15 protein-coding genes and 1 pseudogene are annotated in these 13,901 nt (G+C 62.0%); 9 read left to right on the top strand and 7 right to left on the bottom strand.

Translation table 11 applies throughout. The annotated features are described in order from the left end of the window. Positions 1 to 657: 657 nt before the first annotated feature. Positions 658 to 1,470: pseudogene (locus ACK8OE_RS11945) on the top strand (beta-N-acetylglucosaminidase domain-containing protein); the annotation flags it as partial. A gap of 169 nt (positions 1,471 to 1,639) precedes the next feature. Further along, positions 1,640 to 1,804: an Arm DNA-binding domain-containing protein gene (locus ACK8OE_RS11940; RefSeq protein ID WP_410272676.1), complete on the top strand. Its 165-nt coding sequence runs from the start codon at positions 1,640 to 1,642 to the stop codon at positions 1,802 to 1,804. Between the two features lie 114 nt (positions 1,805 to 1,918). Here the strand turns inward: ACK8OE_RS11940 and ACK8OE_RS11935 are convergent, their stop codons facing one another. From ACK8OE_RS11935 to ACK8OE_RS11925, 3 genes are read right to left on the bottom strand one after another with little or no spacing between them, the layout of a single operon-like run. Further along, complete coding sequence (locus ACK8OE_RS11935; RefSeq protein WP_410272675.1) at positions 1,919 to 2,734, bottom strand: ion transporter; 816 nt, start codon at positions 2,732 to 2,734, stop codon at positions 1,919 to 1,921. After that, positions 2,731 to 3,711: a TerC family protein gene (locus tag ACK8OE_RS11930; RefSeq protein WP_410272693.1), complete on the bottom strand. Its 981-nt coding sequence runs from the start codon at positions 3,709 to 3,711 to the stop codon at positions 2,731 to 2,733. Before ACK8OE_RS11930 ends, ACK8OE_RS11935 begins: the two co-directional genes overlap by 4 nt. Continuing rightward, entirely contained in the window at positions 3,711 to 3,938 is a 228-nt protein-coding gene (locus ACK8OE_RS11925; protein ID WP_126419865.1) for a zf-TFIIB domain-containing protein, read from the bottom strand. Before ACK8OE_RS11925 ends, ACK8OE_RS11930 begins: the two co-directional genes overlap by 1 nt. Positions 3,939 to 4,191: 253 nt before the next feature. Between ACK8OE_RS11925 and ACK8OE_RS11920 the strand changes: the two genes are divergently transcribed. From ACK8OE_RS11920 to ACK8OE_RS11905, 4 genes are all read left to right on the top strand, one after another. After that, the gene (locus ACK8OE_RS11920; protein ID WP_410272674.1) at positions 4,192 to 4,947 is read left to right on the top strand and encodes a Bax inhibitor-1/YccA family protein; all 756 of its coding nucleotides are present in this window, start codon (positions 4,192 to 4,194) and stop codon (positions 4,945 to 4,947) included. Positions 4,948 to 4,962: 15 nt separating this feature from the next. Then, entirely contained in the window at positions 4,963 to 5,136 is a 174-nt protein-coding gene (locus ACK8OE_RS11915; RefSeq protein ID WP_013478614.1) for a hypothetical protein, read from the top strand. 226 nt (positions 5,137 to 5,362) lie between these two features. Continuing rightward, complete coding sequence (locus tag ACK8OE_RS11910) at positions 5,363 to 6,883, top strand: ATP-binding protein (RefSeq protein WP_410272673.1); 1,521 nt, start codon at positions 5,363 to 5,365, stop codon at positions 6,881 to 6,883. Then, positions 6,880 to 7,584 carry a response regulator gene (locus tag ACK8OE_RS11905; RefSeq protein WP_290792749.1) on the top strand — a complete coding sequence of 235 codons (705 nt, stop codon included), beginning with the start codon at positions 6,880 to 6,882 and terminating at the stop codon, positions 7,582 to 7,584. The genes ACK8OE_RS11910 and ACK8OE_RS11905 overlap by 4 nt, the downstream gene beginning before the upstream one ends. A 3-nt stretch (positions 7,585 to 7,587) precedes the next feature. Here ACK8OE_RS11905 and ACK8OE_RS11900 read toward each other — a convergent pair whose 3' ends face one another. The 4 genes from ACK8OE_RS11900 to ACK8OE_RS11885 are packed head-to-tail and all read right to left on the bottom strand — an operon-like array spanning position 7,588 to position 11,746. Then, positions 7,588 to 8,031: a response regulator gene (locus tag ACK8OE_RS11900; RefSeq protein WP_290792747.1), complete on the bottom strand. Its 444-nt coding sequence runs from the start codon at positions 8,029 to 8,031 to the stop codon at positions 7,588 to 7,590. A 10-nt stretch (positions 8,032 to 8,041) separates the two neighbouring features. Further along, positions 8,042 to 9,976 (bottom strand): ATP-binding protein, encoded by a 1,935-nt coding sequence (locus ACK8OE_RS11895; protein ID WP_410272672.1) that lies wholly within the window; start codon positions 9,974 to 9,976, stop codon positions 8,042 to 8,044. Next, positions 9,973 to 10,629, bottom strand: coding sequence for a response regulator (locus ACK8OE_RS11890; protein WP_410272671.1), 657 nt, complete (start codon positions 10,627 to 10,629; stop codon positions 9,973 to 9,975). Before ACK8OE_RS11890 ends, ACK8OE_RS11895 begins: the two co-directional genes overlap by 4 nt. A 10-nt stretch (positions 10,630 to 10,639) precedes the next feature. Further along, positions 10,640 to 11,746: a sensor histidine kinase gene (locus ACK8OE_RS11885; RefSeq protein ID WP_410272670.1), complete on the bottom strand. Its 1,107-nt coding sequence runs from the start codon at positions 11,744 to 11,746 to the stop codon at positions 10,640 to 10,642. A 161-nt stretch (positions 11,747 to 11,907) separates the two neighbouring features. Here ACK8OE_RS11885 and ACK8OE_RS11880 point away from each other — a divergent pair, with 161 nt between their 5' ends. The 3 genes from ACK8OE_RS11880 (at position 11,908) to ACK8OE_RS11870 (ending at position 13,891) form a co-directional block, all read left to right on the top strand. Beyond that, on the top strand, positions 11,908 to 12,498 hold the full coding sequence (locus ACK8OE_RS11880; protein ID WP_410272669.1) for a phosphoribosyl-AMP cyclohydrolase: 591 nt from the start codon (positions 11,908 to 11,910) through the stop codon (positions 12,496 to 12,498). 94 nt (positions 12,499 to 12,592) lie between these two features. Further along, positions 12,593 to 13,267 (top strand): DUF2490 domain-containing protein, encoded by a 675-nt coding sequence (locus ACK8OE_RS11875; RefSeq protein ID WP_410272668.1) that lies wholly within the window; start codon positions 12,593 to 12,595, stop codon positions 13,265 to 13,267. A 12-nt stretch (positions 13,268 to 13,279) separates the two neighbouring features. Beyond that, complete coding sequence (locus tag ACK8OE_RS11870; RefSeq protein ID WP_410272667.1) at positions 13,280 to 13,891, top strand: hypothetical protein; 612 nt, start codon at positions 13,280 to 13,282, stop codon at positions 13,889 to 13,891. The last annotated feature ends 10 nt before the right edge of the window (positions 13,892 to 13,901 follow it).

Below are 13,901 nucleotides of genomic sequence, written 5' to 3'. Positions count from 1 at the left end.
GGTCGAAACATGGCGAATTTTGGGGTACATAGTACCGTAAAAATTTGAAAAGTTGAAGGCTTAAGGATTAAATATATTATTTGGAAATCTTTGTTTACGAGGCGAAATTCAATAGATGCAGATGGCGGTTGATAGTAAAAATAGCGCGAAAAATGCCCTAGATAAAAATACCGTTGAGAATCAAGAATAGTTTATTTTGACGGTATATTTTGCGGTTCAAGTTATCCACAAAAATTAATTCTCGAGCCGTTTCAAGTAACTAGTAGGGCCGTCATTATCGAGTGGGATAAGTCCACCGGGATCGGCCACCCCGTTCTCTTGCATCGACCGGGAAACCTTCGACGCCGTGGCGGCGAGCCCGGATCAGCGCGCCTACATGAACATCGACCGGACGAGACTCGGACACTGAGGTTACTCCTTAGAAAAACACTCGCCCAGAAGAGGTGCCATGATGGCTCGACGATGTTACTCCAGGATTAAATCCACCACCATAACTTGTAGGTGAAGATCTGCCGTTCCACGGTGGGGGGACAGTTGGAGACAAGAGGCGGGACCTGGGTGCAGGACGGCTATAAGCGATTTGGGCGGGTTGCTGGAAGATAGGGAGAACACGGACCCTCCCTCCCATGACCCCCACCAAAATCCTTTTCGGGGACGGACACCGTGCCGCCGTCGATTTCGGTGGCCGATGCGCGTAACGCCACCAAGGCCTTCGGGGGCAAGACCCTGCTATGGGACAATTATCCGGTCAACGATTTTGGCGAATCCGCCGGTCGTCTGCTGATGGCGCCTTATGCGCGGCGTGAAGCCGGCCTGTCGGCAGAGCTGAGCGGCATTGTCTCCAACCCTATGAATCAGGAGGTGGCCAGCCGCCCGGCGGTGACGGGGCTGGTGGCCTTTGCGTGGAACGATCAGGCCTATGACGGCGAACGCACCTGGCGGGCAGCGGCGCGTGATCTGGCCGGGAATGATCCGCAGGTGACCCAGGCGCTTCTGACCTTTTTCGATACGCAGCATCTGGCTCCCACCTTTGGTAATCAACCGTGGCAGACACAGGTGCCACAACTGAGGGCCGCCATCAACCGCGTGCGCGACGCGTTGGCCGGGACGGATATGGCCGAGCGTCAGGCAGCGCTGAGCGCCCTGTCGCAATGGGCCGATGATCTGAGCAACGCGCCGGACCGCATCCGCGCCGGGGTGACGGACAAAGGCTTTGTCGAAGAGGCCACTCCTTGGCTGACGGCCACCGCCCTGTGGTGCAAGGCGCTGCGCCTGACCGTCGATGGGCTTCAGGCCGCCGATGCCCAAACGGCTGCGGACCACTTTGCGGCGGCGCAAGGCCTGGCGGCCGAGGCCTCCAAACTGCGCACCATACCCGGCGCCACGCGCCCCGAAGGCCCGATCAGGATCGCCGACGGGGTGCTCGATGTGTTTATCACTGAGGCCCCGAATCTGGTCTACTGGCCCTGACTATCCTTTTGCAGGCGGTGACGTAGATGCAGGCTAACACCGTGCGGTGCTCCGGTCTTGACCCACACCGCGTCGTAGCGGACCTTGAAACTGAAGGCGTTCTTCATAATTCGCGACGAACCTCAAAAGCAAGATCCCAAAATGTCACTTTCGGACGCCGCAATCCGTTGTGTTAAAAGCAAAAAAAAAGGAATTCAAACTGTTCGATGAGGCGGGGCTTTACCTGCTGATTAAGCCCCCTGGATCGAAGCTTTGGCGATTCAAATATCACATCCACGCCACGGCTTTGAGGCTGCGCACCTCGACCACCTCACTGGGTTCGTCTGGCGGGTGAAACAGGCCCGCGGGCGTGTTGATACCGATCAGAAAATGCTTCGTGAGGTCCAGTCCAACGCAGGATAATGAAGCCTCTTACCTTCTGGTGGATCGATTTGGCCGTAGTGGCGGGTTACCTGTCCGGACGCGTAAGTATCCAGGTGAGCGCTTCGATCTGTTCCTTCAGGGCGGCGACTTCCGTCGTCAGCTCGCCAATGGCTTCGGCCTCCGTGGCAGGGGGCGACGGCGTGCCCTTGTCCGCCTGAACCCGCTGCATGGCCTCCAGCATCACACCGATAAACAGGTTCAGCACGGTAAAGGTCGCCACCAGAATGAAGACGATCATGAAGGGAATGGCGGCGGCGTGGGTGGCCGCCAGACTGCGCGCCATGTCGGCCCAGCCTTCGAGCGTCATGATCTGAAACAGGCTGAACAGGGACGCATCCAGCGTGCCGAACCACTGCGGGTGCGTGGCCCCAAATAGCTGGCTGGCCATCACCGCCGAGACGTAATAGATAATCACCAGTATAGCGCCGATGGACCCAATACCGGGCAGGGCCGCCACTATGCCGCCGATGACGCGCCTCAAGCTGGGGAAGACGGAAATCAGACGCAAGACCCGCAGCACCCTGAGGGCGCGCAGGACGCTGAAGGCACCTGCGGCCGGAAGCAGAGACACGATGATGATGCTCGCATCAAACAGGTTCCACGGGTCACGAAAGAACCGCCAGCCCTGAGCAAACAGGCGCAGACCCAATTCCAGCACAAAGACGGACAGCAGGATCTGATCAATGGACGATAGAAACGCGCCCGCCGAAGCCATGATGGCGGGATAGGTCTCCAGCCCCAGAACGAGCGCGTTGAGAATAATCAGCGTGACGACCGTCGCGGTAATGGCAGGGTGTTCGATGATCGTCAGGACCTGACGCCGTGCGGACCTGAACGTCATGGCCTGTGACCTCCCGGTTTGTGGGTCTTGATGAGCGAAATAATCACACCGGCGGCAATCAGGCCCAGCGTTACCCCCAGCGAGATATTGGCGGGAAACTTCTCCAGACCCATGGCATCGGCGATAAAGGTCTTCGAGCCAATGAAGATCAGCACGATGGCCAGAGCGGGTTTCAGATAGCGGAAGCGATGGATGATCGCCGCCAGCGCAAAGTACAGCGCGCGCAGTCCGAGAATAGCGAAGATATTGCTGGTGAAGACGATGAAGGGGTCCAGCGTGATGGTGAAGATGGCCGGCACGCTATCAACCGCAAAGATCAGATCAACAAATTCGATCAGGGCCAGCGCGACCAGAAGCGGCGTGGCATAGGTGCGCCATTTGCCGGTTTTGGGATCAGGCTGTCGGGTCAGGAACTTTTGCCCGTCGAGGCCCGCGCTGATCGGAAAGACGCGCCGCATCAGCTTCAGCAGCGGATTGTTGCCGATGTCCGGGTGCTTGTCGCCGACAAACAGCATCTTGATGCCGGTGAAAATCAGGAAGACGGCGAAGACGTACAGCACCCAGCTGTATTGCGACACCAGCGTGGCCCCCAGCGCGATCATGAAGCCGCGCAGGACGATCACGCCCAGTATCCCCCAGAACAGCACGCGGTGCTGATAGAGGGGCGGGATGGCAAAATAGGTGAAGATCAGCGAGATAACGAAGACATTATCGAGCGCCAGTGTCTTTTCGACGATAAAGCCCGTCAGATATTCCTTACCGGCCTGATCGCCCAGCGACCACCACACCCAGCCCCCAAAGGCCAGTGCGATGGCAATATAGAAGGCCGACATCCACAGGCTTTCGCGGATGCTGACCTCATGCGTCTTGCGATGCAGAACGCCGAGGTCGAAGGCCAGAAGCGCGATAACGATGCCGATGAAACCGGCCCACATCCACAGGGGCTTGTCCATCACCGGCGTGACGAGAAAGTCCATCATACGGATCGATCCTGTTCATCAGAAAAGCGGGCGGTGTGGGGGCGCGCCGGACGCTGACGGGCATAGATGGGCATCAGTCCGTCGAGATTGAGCGCCACGATCTGGTTCATTTCGCCCTTATCGAGCCAGACGCCGCGGCATTGCGGGCATTTGTCGATCCGGACGGGTCCATGAGTCTTTTCCTTGAGCGGTATCTGGCAGTCGGGACAGCAGCGCAGGGGCATGGGGTCGCCTGTTTGGAGTGAATATCAACCTGTCATTTTTAGCGCGGCCCGATGCTGCATTTCCGTTGGGAAGTCAGGCCGATGGCGCTGTTTTTCCGTGGCGTCATTTTTACGGCGCGTTTACAGCCCGGCGGCGCGAAAACAGCGAACTGAGGCCCTGTTCGATACAGCGCCTTGGCGTATCGGCACGCTAGGGTGAAGGGGCTCAGAACGAAAGCGAGCCTTTCAAGCGAACCCCTCAAAGGAGATGACAATGCAACCCCGCGGCCACTCCCGCGACCTGTTCAGTGGGAGCGGAGCCACCACCAGAACCCTGAGCATGGACGGCGATCTGCGCCGCTACATGATGGGCATATATAACCGTATGGGTCTGGCCTTGCTGATCTCAGGCGGTGTCGCCTTTCTGGCGGCGCAGTCCCCCGGCTTCATCAATGCGGTATACGTCATGTCGGGCGACCGCATCAGCGGCCTGACGGGCCTCGGATGGGGTCTGGCCTTTGCGCCCCTGGTGATGGCCATGGTGTTAGGCTTCGGCGTGATGCGCATGAGCCTCGCCACAGCGCAGTTCAGCTTCTGGGTCTTTGCCGCCATTATGGGCCTGTCGCTGACCTCGATTGTGCTGGCCTACACCGGTGCGTCCATCGCGCAGGCCTTTCTGATCACGGCGATCACCTTCGGCCTGACCAGCTTCTGGGGCTACACCACCAAACAGGACCTGACGCGTTTCGGCGGGTTTCTGATGATGGCCGTCATCGGCCTGATCGTCGCCAGTCTGGTCAACCTGTTGCTCCAGAGTTCGTGGCTGCAACTGGCCTTGTCGGCTCTCGGCGTGCTGATCTTCACCGCGCTGACGGCCTATGACACGCAACGCCTGAAGGGTCTCTATTGCGATCTGTCCGATCAGGGGGAGACCCGCGGCAAGATCATGATCCTGGGGGCCCTGTCGCTCTACATCAACGTCATCAACATCTTCACCAGCCTGCTGCACCTTACCGGTGAGCGGCGATAACCGGGAGAGACGACCATGGACTACGATGATTTTTACTTCGACGAAACCGGCAATCCCTACCGCGAGCGCCGCTCCCGCCGGGCCGCCGAACGTGAAGAAGACATCCTGATCGACACTCTGAGTTTCCGCTCCTCGCGCCGCGAGGCCCGCAAGCGCACCGAGCGCATGAACAACAGATTGTTGCGATAAAGGGATCGGTTCCCGCGCCATCGCCCCCCCAGCGCAGGGAACCGTTTTCGCCCGGATCGGCTGAATAAAGCCGGATCACGGGCCGTCCAGCGGTAGGAGAGACCGCTGCCGGAAGCCGCCGGGCTGGTGCACCGGCGGCTTCCATTTTTTTGATGGATCGCCTCTCAGGGGTTTCGACCGACAGTTCCGCTATCCTTTCGCCCCAAACGGATTTAGGCTCAGCCTCATGCGTCTGCCGCCCTTTCTGGATCATCCTCCCTTGCCGGTGCTGCGCGGCCAGCGCGCCTTGTGGCAGGAAGCGCTGCTGAGCCTTGTCATGGTGTTTGCGGCCGCCTGCGTCAGTTATGTTCTGATGCAGTCCGGCTTTCCCTCGCCCGAAGCCTTGAGCATCCTGTTTGTCCTGCCCGTTCTGGCGGCGGCGATCTTCCTTGATCTGCGGCTGGCGCTGGTGACCGTGGCGCTCAGCGTCATCACCTACAATCTGGTGCTGCTGCCGCCCTTCTGGACTTTCGACCTGACCAACCCGCAGGCGGTGGCCAAGATCGTGGTGCTGCTCATCGTCACGCTTGTGGTCAGTGCCCTGACGACGCGCCTGCGCCGCATCACGGGCGAAAGTCAGGCGCGCGAAAACGTCCTGGGGGGACTTTATCAACTCAATCAGGACCTTGTCGGCAAAACCACGGTGGCGCAGGTGCAGGCGGCCAGCGAAGCCTGTCTGAGCGCCCTGACCACCGTGCCCTGTCAGATCTGGTATAAGGATGTGCCCGTTGATGACCCGCTGTTGTCCGAAGCGGCGCAGGAAGGCGCGTCAGCCGGGGCCGGTCAAGTGCTGGCGCCGCACGACCCGCGCCTGATCCTGCCCCTGATCGATGGCGAAAACACGCTGGGGGTGCTGGTCTTTACGCCGCAAGACCATGCGCCGTTTCCGGTCGAATTGTTCCCCCCCAGCCTGTTGCCGACCCTGGCCGCGCAGGTCGCCAGTGCCCTCAGCCGCGCCGCTTTGGCCGAAGCGCACGAACAGCAGGTGCGTCAGGCCGACCGCGAGCGCTTCATGAGCGCCATGCTGTCCTCGCTGTCGCATGACTTCAAGACGCCGCTGGTCGGCATAGTCGGCGCGCTGGAAGCGCTGGAAGGCCGCGTGGATAGCGAGGCGCGGGACATTGTCGCGGATGGTCTGGCCGAAGCTCTGAGGCTGAACCGCTATGTGGTCAATCTGGTCGAAATCAGCCGGCTTGAGTCCGGTGTGCGACCACGCAGCGAGCCCTTGCATATCCGCGACGCCGTTTCCGGGGTTCTGCGTACCCTGCGCCCCCTGATCGGCCGCCAGAAGTTTCGCATTACGGTCGAAGCGGGGTTTCCCCTTCTCAACCTCAATGCCTCGCTGTTTGACCTTGTCCTGCTGAACCTGATTGAAAACGCCCTCAAATACGGCCCGCCCGAAGGCGAGATCACCATTGATGCCCGCGTCACTTCGGACGGCGTTGAAATTGACGTCGATGATGAGGGGGCAGGCATTCCGCCGCCATTGCGTGAGCCGGTTTTCACCAAGTTTTATCGGGCCGTAGAGGGTGATCGCAAGATAGCCGGCACCGGGCTGGGGCTTTACATCTGCCGCGAGATCGTGGCCTCCTATGGCGGGCGTATCGAGGCCATAGACCCACCCGATGGCACAGGGGCCTGTATGCGCGTCTGGCTGCCGGAAGCGGCGACACTGCGTCTGGCGACCCTTGAGGAGGAGACGGAATGAGCGGTTTGCAGCCCAAGGTGCTGGTCATCGAAGACGATCCGCAGGTGCGCAAATTTTTGACCATCACACTGACCTCTCACGACTACACGGTCATCCCGGCCGAGACAGGACGCGAAGGCATTCGTCTGGCGACCTCGGTCAAGCCGGACGCTGTGCTGCTGGACCTCGGTCTGCCCGATATCGACGGCACGGAGGTCATAGGCTCCATCCGCAGCTGGTCCAAAATGCCGATTCTGGTCGTGTCGGTGCGCGATCAGGAAGAGGAAAAGGTGAAGGCCTTTGATCTGGGGGCCAATGACTACGTCACCAAACCCTTTGGCACGGCGGAACTGATGGCGCGCCTGCGGGCCTCTTTACGCGACTCCATCGTCGCTTCCGTCGAAGATACGCGGGTCGAGGTCGGCGATCTCTGTATCGATCTGGCGGCGCACAAGGTGTCCGTCCGCGACACCCCCATCAAGCTGTCGCCCAAGGAGTTCGCCCTGCTGAAGGTTCTGGCCACTCACGCCGGAAAACTGCTCACCCACAAATATCTGATGCAGAAGGTATGGGGCGAGGCTCAGGCCGACGACAACCAGTATCTGCGCATCTATATCGCCCAGTTGCGTCAGAAGCTCGAAATCGACCCGGCGCGCGATCAGTTCATCGTCAATGAGCCCGGCATTGGCTACCGGCTTGAGGCCACGTCAAAGACCAGCTGAAACTCAGGTTTGTTGCGCGCGCAGGCGCTGGTACAAAAGCCGGGTTTCCAGAAGGTTCGAAATGCGTAAAGCCACTTCGATCACGTCGAAAGGCTTGGCCACAAAGTCCTTGGCCCCCAGCGACAGGGCGCGGCGGCGGGCCTGAAGCGTCGTATCCGCCGTCAGCACCAGAACCGGGCGGTATTCATCGGCGCGTTCGTGGCGACCAAAGGCTTCCAGAAGCTGAAACCCGTCCACTTCGGGCATCATCAGGTCGAGTAGCACCAGATCAGGCGCGAGGTCGATATAGGCCTGCATGGCACGCGCCGGGTCGGTAATGCCGTGCACATCATTATAGCCTTCGCGTTTCAACAGCGCGATCAGCAGCAGCACATTGGCCTCTTCGTCGTCGATGACGAGGATACGGCGTGACAGAAGGTCTCCCGGTGCGATCAGGTGTCCCGGCATGGTCGTGGTCTCAGGTCTCTGGTTTATCGGATGTCGATGAGGCTGCGGGCAGGGTGAACCAGAAGCGCGCGCCCTGCGCCGGGGCCTCATAGCCAATCTGCCCGCGCATGGATTCCACAAGGCGCTTCGACAGGGCCAGCCCCAGCCCCGTCCCCTCAACCCGCGTCTTTGATTGCTGACCCAGCCGGTCAAACGGCGTGAACAGGCGTGAGGCCGCCGACGGGTCGATGCCTTCGCCATCGTCTTCGACCTCGATGCGAATGTCGTCGCCCTTGCGCCCATAGGCCAGACGCACGCAGGTGCCGGTACGGTTATATTTGGCCGCATTGGCAATCAGGTTCAGAAGGACCTGTATCAGCCGCCGCCGGTCGGCCTGGGCGATCAGGCCCGGCTCGGCCGCCTCAAGCTGGAAGCTCAATCCGCCCGTAGCCACAATCGGCGCGGCCAGCGCGTGCACCTCCTGCACCACGTCGTCCAGATCGACCGCTTCGATCGACATGTCGGTCGCCCCGGCCTCGATGCTCGAAATATCGAGCAGGTCGTTGATCAGCGACAAAAGATGCCGTCCGGCCTTCATGATCTGCTGCACGGCGGCCCGGTGCGGCGGCGACAGCGTCTCTTCATCCAGCTCCAGCAACTGCCCGAAGCCCAGAATGGCGCTCATCGGCGTGCGTAGTTCGTGGCTGGTCCGCGACAGGAATTCGCTCTTGGCCAGATTGGCGGCAATGGCGTCCTCACGCGCCATGCGCAGCGCCTCTTCGCTACGGCGGCGCTCAGTCATGTCGCGCGTCACCTTGGCAAAGCCGCGCACCTGACCATTATCGTCGTGCAGGCTGGTGATCACCACATTGGCCCAGAAGCGCGAGCCGTCCTTGCGCAGACGCCAGCCCTCGTCTTCGACCGTGCCGCGGTCGCGTGCCCGTTGCAGCATCTGGGCGGGCAGAAAGTCGCGCGTTTCGTCGGGGTAGAAACGGCTGAAATGCTGCCCCAGAATTTCCGGTGCCGTCCAGCCCTTGATGCGTTCCGCCCCCAGATTCCAGCTCGTCACCACGCCATCGGGATCAAGCGCAAAAATGCCGTAGTCACGTACCTCTTCGATCACGAGGCGGAAGCGTTCCTCGCTTTCGCGCAAGGCCTGTTCACGGCCACGCAGGAGCGCGCTGGCGCGCGTCAGGCGCTGCGCCAGCCGCCCGATCTCATCGGCGTCCTGCGGCAGGTCGTTCAGCGCCTCGCCCTGCGCCAGTCGCTCGGCATTGTCCTCAAGGTTGCCGATACGGCGCACAATGCCGGTCGAGAACAGATAGACGGCCGCCAGACTGCCCAGAAGGCCGACAATGGCGCTGATGGCCGTGAGGAACAGGAAGCGGTTGCGCACCTCTTCCACGCGGCGCAGCCTTTGATCGAGAAGTGCGTTTTCGCGCACCTGAATGCGGTCGATTTCCTGCCGCATGGCGTCGAGCACGATCTTGTTGGACACCAGCGCGGCCTCGATCTCAGCCGTATGGCGTCCGTTACCGGGCCGCCCGTCGGCCAGTTCGACAATGGTGTGCAGGCCTTCGCGTTTGCGCACCGCCAGCGAGCGGATGCGCTCAAAACGCTGACGGATTTCGGCGTCGCGGATGATGCCATCCAGTCTGTCAAAGGTCGACGGCAGATCGGCCTCGGCCTTGCGATAGGGTTCGAGAAACCGCGCCTGCCGCGTCAGCACATAACCGCGCACCCCGGCGGCGGCTTCGGCCAGAAGGGCGTGCACCTGATAGGTGTCGCGCTGCACGGCGAAGGCGCGGCGCACATCGTCTTCGGCCTCTTCCTCGGCATGGCTGGCCTGAAACAGCAGGCTCAGCGACACCAGCAGGATGGCCAGCGGCAGAGCCACCACCACCAGTCCCTTGAGCGCCAGCGGCCGGTCGGCCCAGAAGCGGGTGAGAAAGCGCGCCAGCCTCATGCCTCACGCCCCCCCGGCAGATGCCGCGATGCCAGCACCGCCGCCTGTGTGCGGTCTGTGACCCCCAGCTTGGCGATCAGGCGCTCGACATGCGCCTTGACCGTCGCCGGGCTGATGCCTAAGGACCGCCCGATCTCCTTATTGGTCATACCTTCGGCGATCAGATGGACGATTTCGCGCTCGCGCCCGGTCAGGCTGGACAGGGTAGCCGGGTCGCGTTCAACCGGTTCTGGCGCGCGCATGGCGGCGCTGACCAGATCGAGCGGCAGGGCGGTCTGCCCCTGCGCCACACGCACAATGGCCGCTTGCAGATCGTCAATGGCGGTATCTTTCAGGACATAGCCCGCCGCACCCGCCGCCAGAGCTTCGCGCACATAGGCGGGCAGGTCGTGCAGGGTGAGCATCAGCACGCGCGCCGACAGCCCCAGGGCCGCGATGCGTCGCGTGGCTTCAAGGCCGTCCATATCGCCCTTCAGGCGCACATCCATCAGCACCACGTCCGGGCACAAGGCCTCGGTCAGGGCAATGGCGGCCGGGCCATCGGCGGCTTCGCCCACCACGCTGAATCCGCTGCTGGTCAGCACGGCCTTCAGCCCCTCACGCGCCAGGGCGTGGTCGTCAACAATCAGGATGCGCAAGGGATCGGCGGTCAAAAGGATACCTTCACAAGGGTTGGGGGAGGTGGGCGGTAACGCTGACGCCTTCGGGACCGGCCTCCCACAGGAGGTGTCCGCCAATGGCCAGCATGCGTTCGTGCATGACTTCACGCCCCACATGCATCCCCTGCTGCGCCTGCGTGCCGGTGGGCTCCGTGTGACTCAGGCCGCGCCCGCCATCGCTTATACGCAAGGTGATACCCGCAGGCGCATCGGCGCTTAAGCTCAGGGTGACCGGGCAGGGGCCCCCGGCGTGCTTACGGATATTGCTGACAGCCTCCTGCGCCACACGAAACAGGGCGGTTTCAACGGCGGAGGGCAGGGGCATGGCCCCCTCGGGCACGTCAAAGGTCACGGTATAACCGTCCGTCTCCAGTGCCTCGGCCAGATAGCGCAGGGCAGCACGCAGCCCCAGATCGTCGAGCAGGGTGGGGCGCAGTCCGCCGATAATGGCGCGGATTTCCTGCACCAGCTCGCGCGCAATCTGCGCCAGACGCGCCCGCTGCGGTCCGGCGACGGGTTCCTGCGCGCGATCCGTCCCGCCTTCGAGCAGGCGGACCAGCGCCGTCGCGGTCTGAGCCACGCCATCGTGCAGTTCGTGCGAAAGGCGGCGGCGTTCGTCTTCCTGCGCTGTGAACAGGCGTCCGACGACGTATTCCAGCCGCTGTTCGCGCTCACGCAAGGCGGCGGTCAGGCGGCCGCGTTCGGCCTCACGCTCGATGCGGCTGGCCGTGGCCCCCATCAGTTCCAGAACGAGCCGCACCGCTTCGCGGTCCTCGCCATCCGGAATGTCGCTCAGATCAGCGAAGCCGTCGATAATGACGAAGGCGAAGGGAGCCGTAGCCATGCCTTCGCTCTGACCCGGCGCGCGCAGACCCAGCCCCGGCCCCTGTGGCGCGATAGACGCCCGGCCCCGCCCCAGAAAATGCGCCAGTCGCCCGGCGCAACTCTGAAGCACGGTCTCGACCGTGGTCATCTCGGCCAGCGCCAGTTCGCCCCCGGCCTGCGACAACAGCCGCAGACGCGCCGCCCGCGCCTCGGCTGCGCGATAAAGCTCGCGCAGTTCGGCGACGGTTTCAATCTGCGCAGATAGCAAAGGGGAGGCGCTTTCCATTGCCTGTCTCTATACCGGGAAAGCCCTGTTGTGCATAGGCCATCCGGCCTAGGCCGCAAGGCGCGCCAGTCGGCGGATGCGCTGCCGTCCCGTCTGCCCCTACCTTCTCCTCACAAGCCGCAACGACGTTGATGGCGTTTGAAGAGGAAAGGTGCAACATGATGAAAAAGATGAACTTGAAGGCCGCCTGTCTGGCTCTGGCCCTGCCGCTGGCCTTTGCCGGCGCCCCGGCGCTTGCGGCTGGTAATGCGGCTCAGATCAGCCCGGCCGTCTATGCCCCGATCACCGTGGCCGAAGTCGAAGCCGCTCAAAAGGCCTGGGGCGAGGCGCTGGTCGCCATTTCGACCGAAAATGACAAGAACGGCTACGCCGCTGCCAAGCGTCTGGCGGAAAAGGTGCTGGATAGCGCCTATGGCTACAATTACGGTCCGGTGCTGTTCAAGCCGACCCTGACGGTGGCCCCGCAAACCTTCCGCACGACCCGTGACGGCGCGCTGGCCTATTTTGTCGGCGGCGACACCAGGTTCCCGAACGACAAGGGCTTTGCGCTCAAGAGCTGGCGTAGCTTCAAGATCGACAATGCCGGCATCGTCATCACCGGCGACAGCGCCATTTCCATGGGCAATGTCACCCTGACCGATGCCAAGGGCAATGTCACCGTGGTGGACAAGACCTGGGGCTATGTGCGTGACGGCGAAGGCAAGCTGCGCATCGTTCTGCACCACTCCTCCCTGCCCTATTCGGCTAAGTAATACCCCCCCTTACTTAAGCCGTGCGCAGGCGGGTCAGGCGCTGACCCCCCGTCTTCTGACCCGCCTGCGTCTTTTTTCTTTCAAGGTCCGTTTGATGTTTCGCATAACCCGGCTGGTGCCGCTCGCTTTTGGTTGTCTTTTGCCTTTTGGCGCTCAGGCGGCGAGCGAAGACACAGCCGTGTGGGGTGGCCTGCATTCCCAGTTCAAGCTGAACGACCGGGTCTCCGCGACGGTAGAAGTGCAGAAGCGCTTTAACAATGACGCCTCGCGTCTGGGGCAGTATCTGATCCGCCCCAGCGTTAGCTATGCGTTCAGCCCGACCACCCGCGGGAGCTTGGGCTATGCCTTCGTGCAAACCAATCCGCCGGGACCGGCCAAGACGGATGAACACCGTCTGTGGCAACAACTGACTTACCGCGTGGCGGCCTTTGAGGGCGGCGCGGTTCTGAACGGGCGCACGCGTCTGGAGCAAAGGCAAATAGATGGGCGCGACGACATGGGCTGGCGTCTGCGTCAGCAGATACGTTTCAGCAAGCCGCTCACTCAAAAAGTCACGGGCGTGGTGTGGAGCGAGGCCTTCTGGGCCGCCAACACCACGGACTGGGGGCAACGCGAAGGCCTTGAGCGCTGGCGCAACAGTGTGGGCGTATCTGTTCCTCTGACGTCCCGGCTGACGCTTGAGCCGGGCTATATCCATCAGTGGGTGCGCCGTCCCCGCGAAGACGCTGTTGACCATATTGTCAGCCTCAGCCTGACCGCGCAGTTTTAAAGGATTTTTCGTATGAGTGCCGTGCATCTGGCCGTCATGGCCGCGTTTTTCTTTGCCCCGTCTGACTCGACTCCGGTCGAAAACATGCGCCTGTCCAAGGGCCTGGCGAAGCTTGAACCGGCGCATTTTGCCCGCCGCGCCCTCATCAAGGGCGACCACCTCGACGACGCCATTCTCTTGTCCACCGTGAAAGCGACGCGCAAACCGGGGCCAGCTAATGGGGCCTATATCTGGGACGGCCACGTTCAGGTGCGTATAGAGCGGCAGACGGGTCAGGCGCGCTGGGAGGTCTGGCACGACCTGACCTATAGCGGGGCGCGCCGCGAGATATCAGAGGTGCGCTATCAGATCGGTGACCGCCTCGTGAAGGTCAAACCGAGCACGGTGACGCACTGGATCGACTACTGCCCGGCGTTTGAAATGCCCGGCGAATGCAGCCAGTTCACCCGCGTGGTGTTCGAGGTACCCGAAGAGGATATCCGTGCCATGGCCCAGTCCTATCAGCCGCAATCGCGCGCGCCGTGGCTGATCCGTCTGAAAGAAGCCCGTGGAGAAGATGTGACGATCGGCGTGGCCCCCGCTGAGGTGGCGGGTGCGTGGCAGGCGCGCTATGCGTTGAATTAGGGTTTGTGGG

The organism is Asticcacaulis sp. W401b (assembly GCF_046503825.1).
In the GTDB taxonomy this organism is placed as follows: Bacteria; Pseudomonadota; Alphaproteobacteria; order Caulobacterales; family Caulobacteraceae; genus Asticcacaulis.
The sequence above is the reverse complement of the archived record's forward strand: the minus strand, read 5'-3'. Positions and strand labels throughout refer to the sequence as shown.

What these genes read in the sequence shown, in the direction of transcription:
- ACK8OE_RS11935 (WP_410272675.1), bottom strand. Translation starts at nt 2,734, where the DNA reads ATGACGTTCAGGTCCGCACGGCGTCAGGTCCTGACGATCATCGAACAC.
- ACK8OE_RS11930 (WP_410272693.1), bottom strand. Translation starts at nt 3,711, where the DNA reads ATGGACTTTCTCGTCACGCCGGTGATGGACAAGCCCCTGTGGATGTGG.
- ACK8OE_RS11925 (WP_126419865.1), bottom strand. Translation starts at nt 3,938, where the DNA reads ATGCCCCTGCGCTGCTGTCCCGACTGCCAGATACCGCTCAAGGAAAAG.
- ACK8OE_RS11920 (WP_410272674.1), top strand. Translation starts at nt 4,192, where the DNA reads ATGCAACCCCGCGGCCACTCCCGCGACCTGTTCAGTGGGAGCGGAGCC.
- ACK8OE_RS11915 (WP_013478614.1), top strand. Translation starts at nt 4,963, where the DNA reads ATGGACTACGATGATTTTTACTTCGACGAAACCGGCAATCCCTACCGC.
- ACK8OE_RS11910 (WP_410272673.1), top strand. Translation starts at nt 5,363, where the DNA reads ATGCGTCTGCCGCCCTTTCTGGATCATCCTCCCTTGCCGGTGCTGCGC.
- ACK8OE_RS11905 (WP_290792749.1), top strand. Translation starts at nt 6,880, where the DNA reads ATGAGCGGTTTGCAGCCCAAGGTGCTGGTCATCGAAGACGATCCGCAG.
- ACK8OE_RS11900 (WP_290792747.1), bottom strand. Translation starts at nt 8,031, where the DNA reads ATGCCGGGACACCTGATCGCACCGGGAGACCTTCTGTCACGCCGTATC.
- ACK8OE_RS11895 (WP_410272672.1), bottom strand. Translation starts at nt 9,976, where the DNA reads ATGAGGCTGGCGCGCTTTCTCACCCGCTTCTGGGCCGACCGGCCGCTG.
- ACK8OE_RS11885 (WP_410272670.1), bottom strand. Translation starts at nt 11,746, where the DNA reads ATGGAAAGCGCCTCCCCTTTGCTATCTGCGCAGATTGAAACCGTCGCC.
- ACK8OE_RS11880 (WP_410272669.1), top strand. Translation starts at nt 11,908, where the DNA reads ATGAAAAAGATGAACTTGAAGGCCGCCTGTCTGGCTCTGGCCCTGCCG.
- ACK8OE_RS11875 (WP_410272668.1), top strand. Translation starts at nt 12,593, where the DNA reads ATGTTTCGCATAACCCGGCTGGTGCCGCTCGCTTTTGGTTGTCTTTTG.
- ACK8OE_RS11870 (WP_410272667.1), top strand. Translation starts at nt 13,280, where the DNA reads ATGAGTGCCGTGCATCTGGCCGTCATGGCCGCGTTTTTCTTTGCCCCG.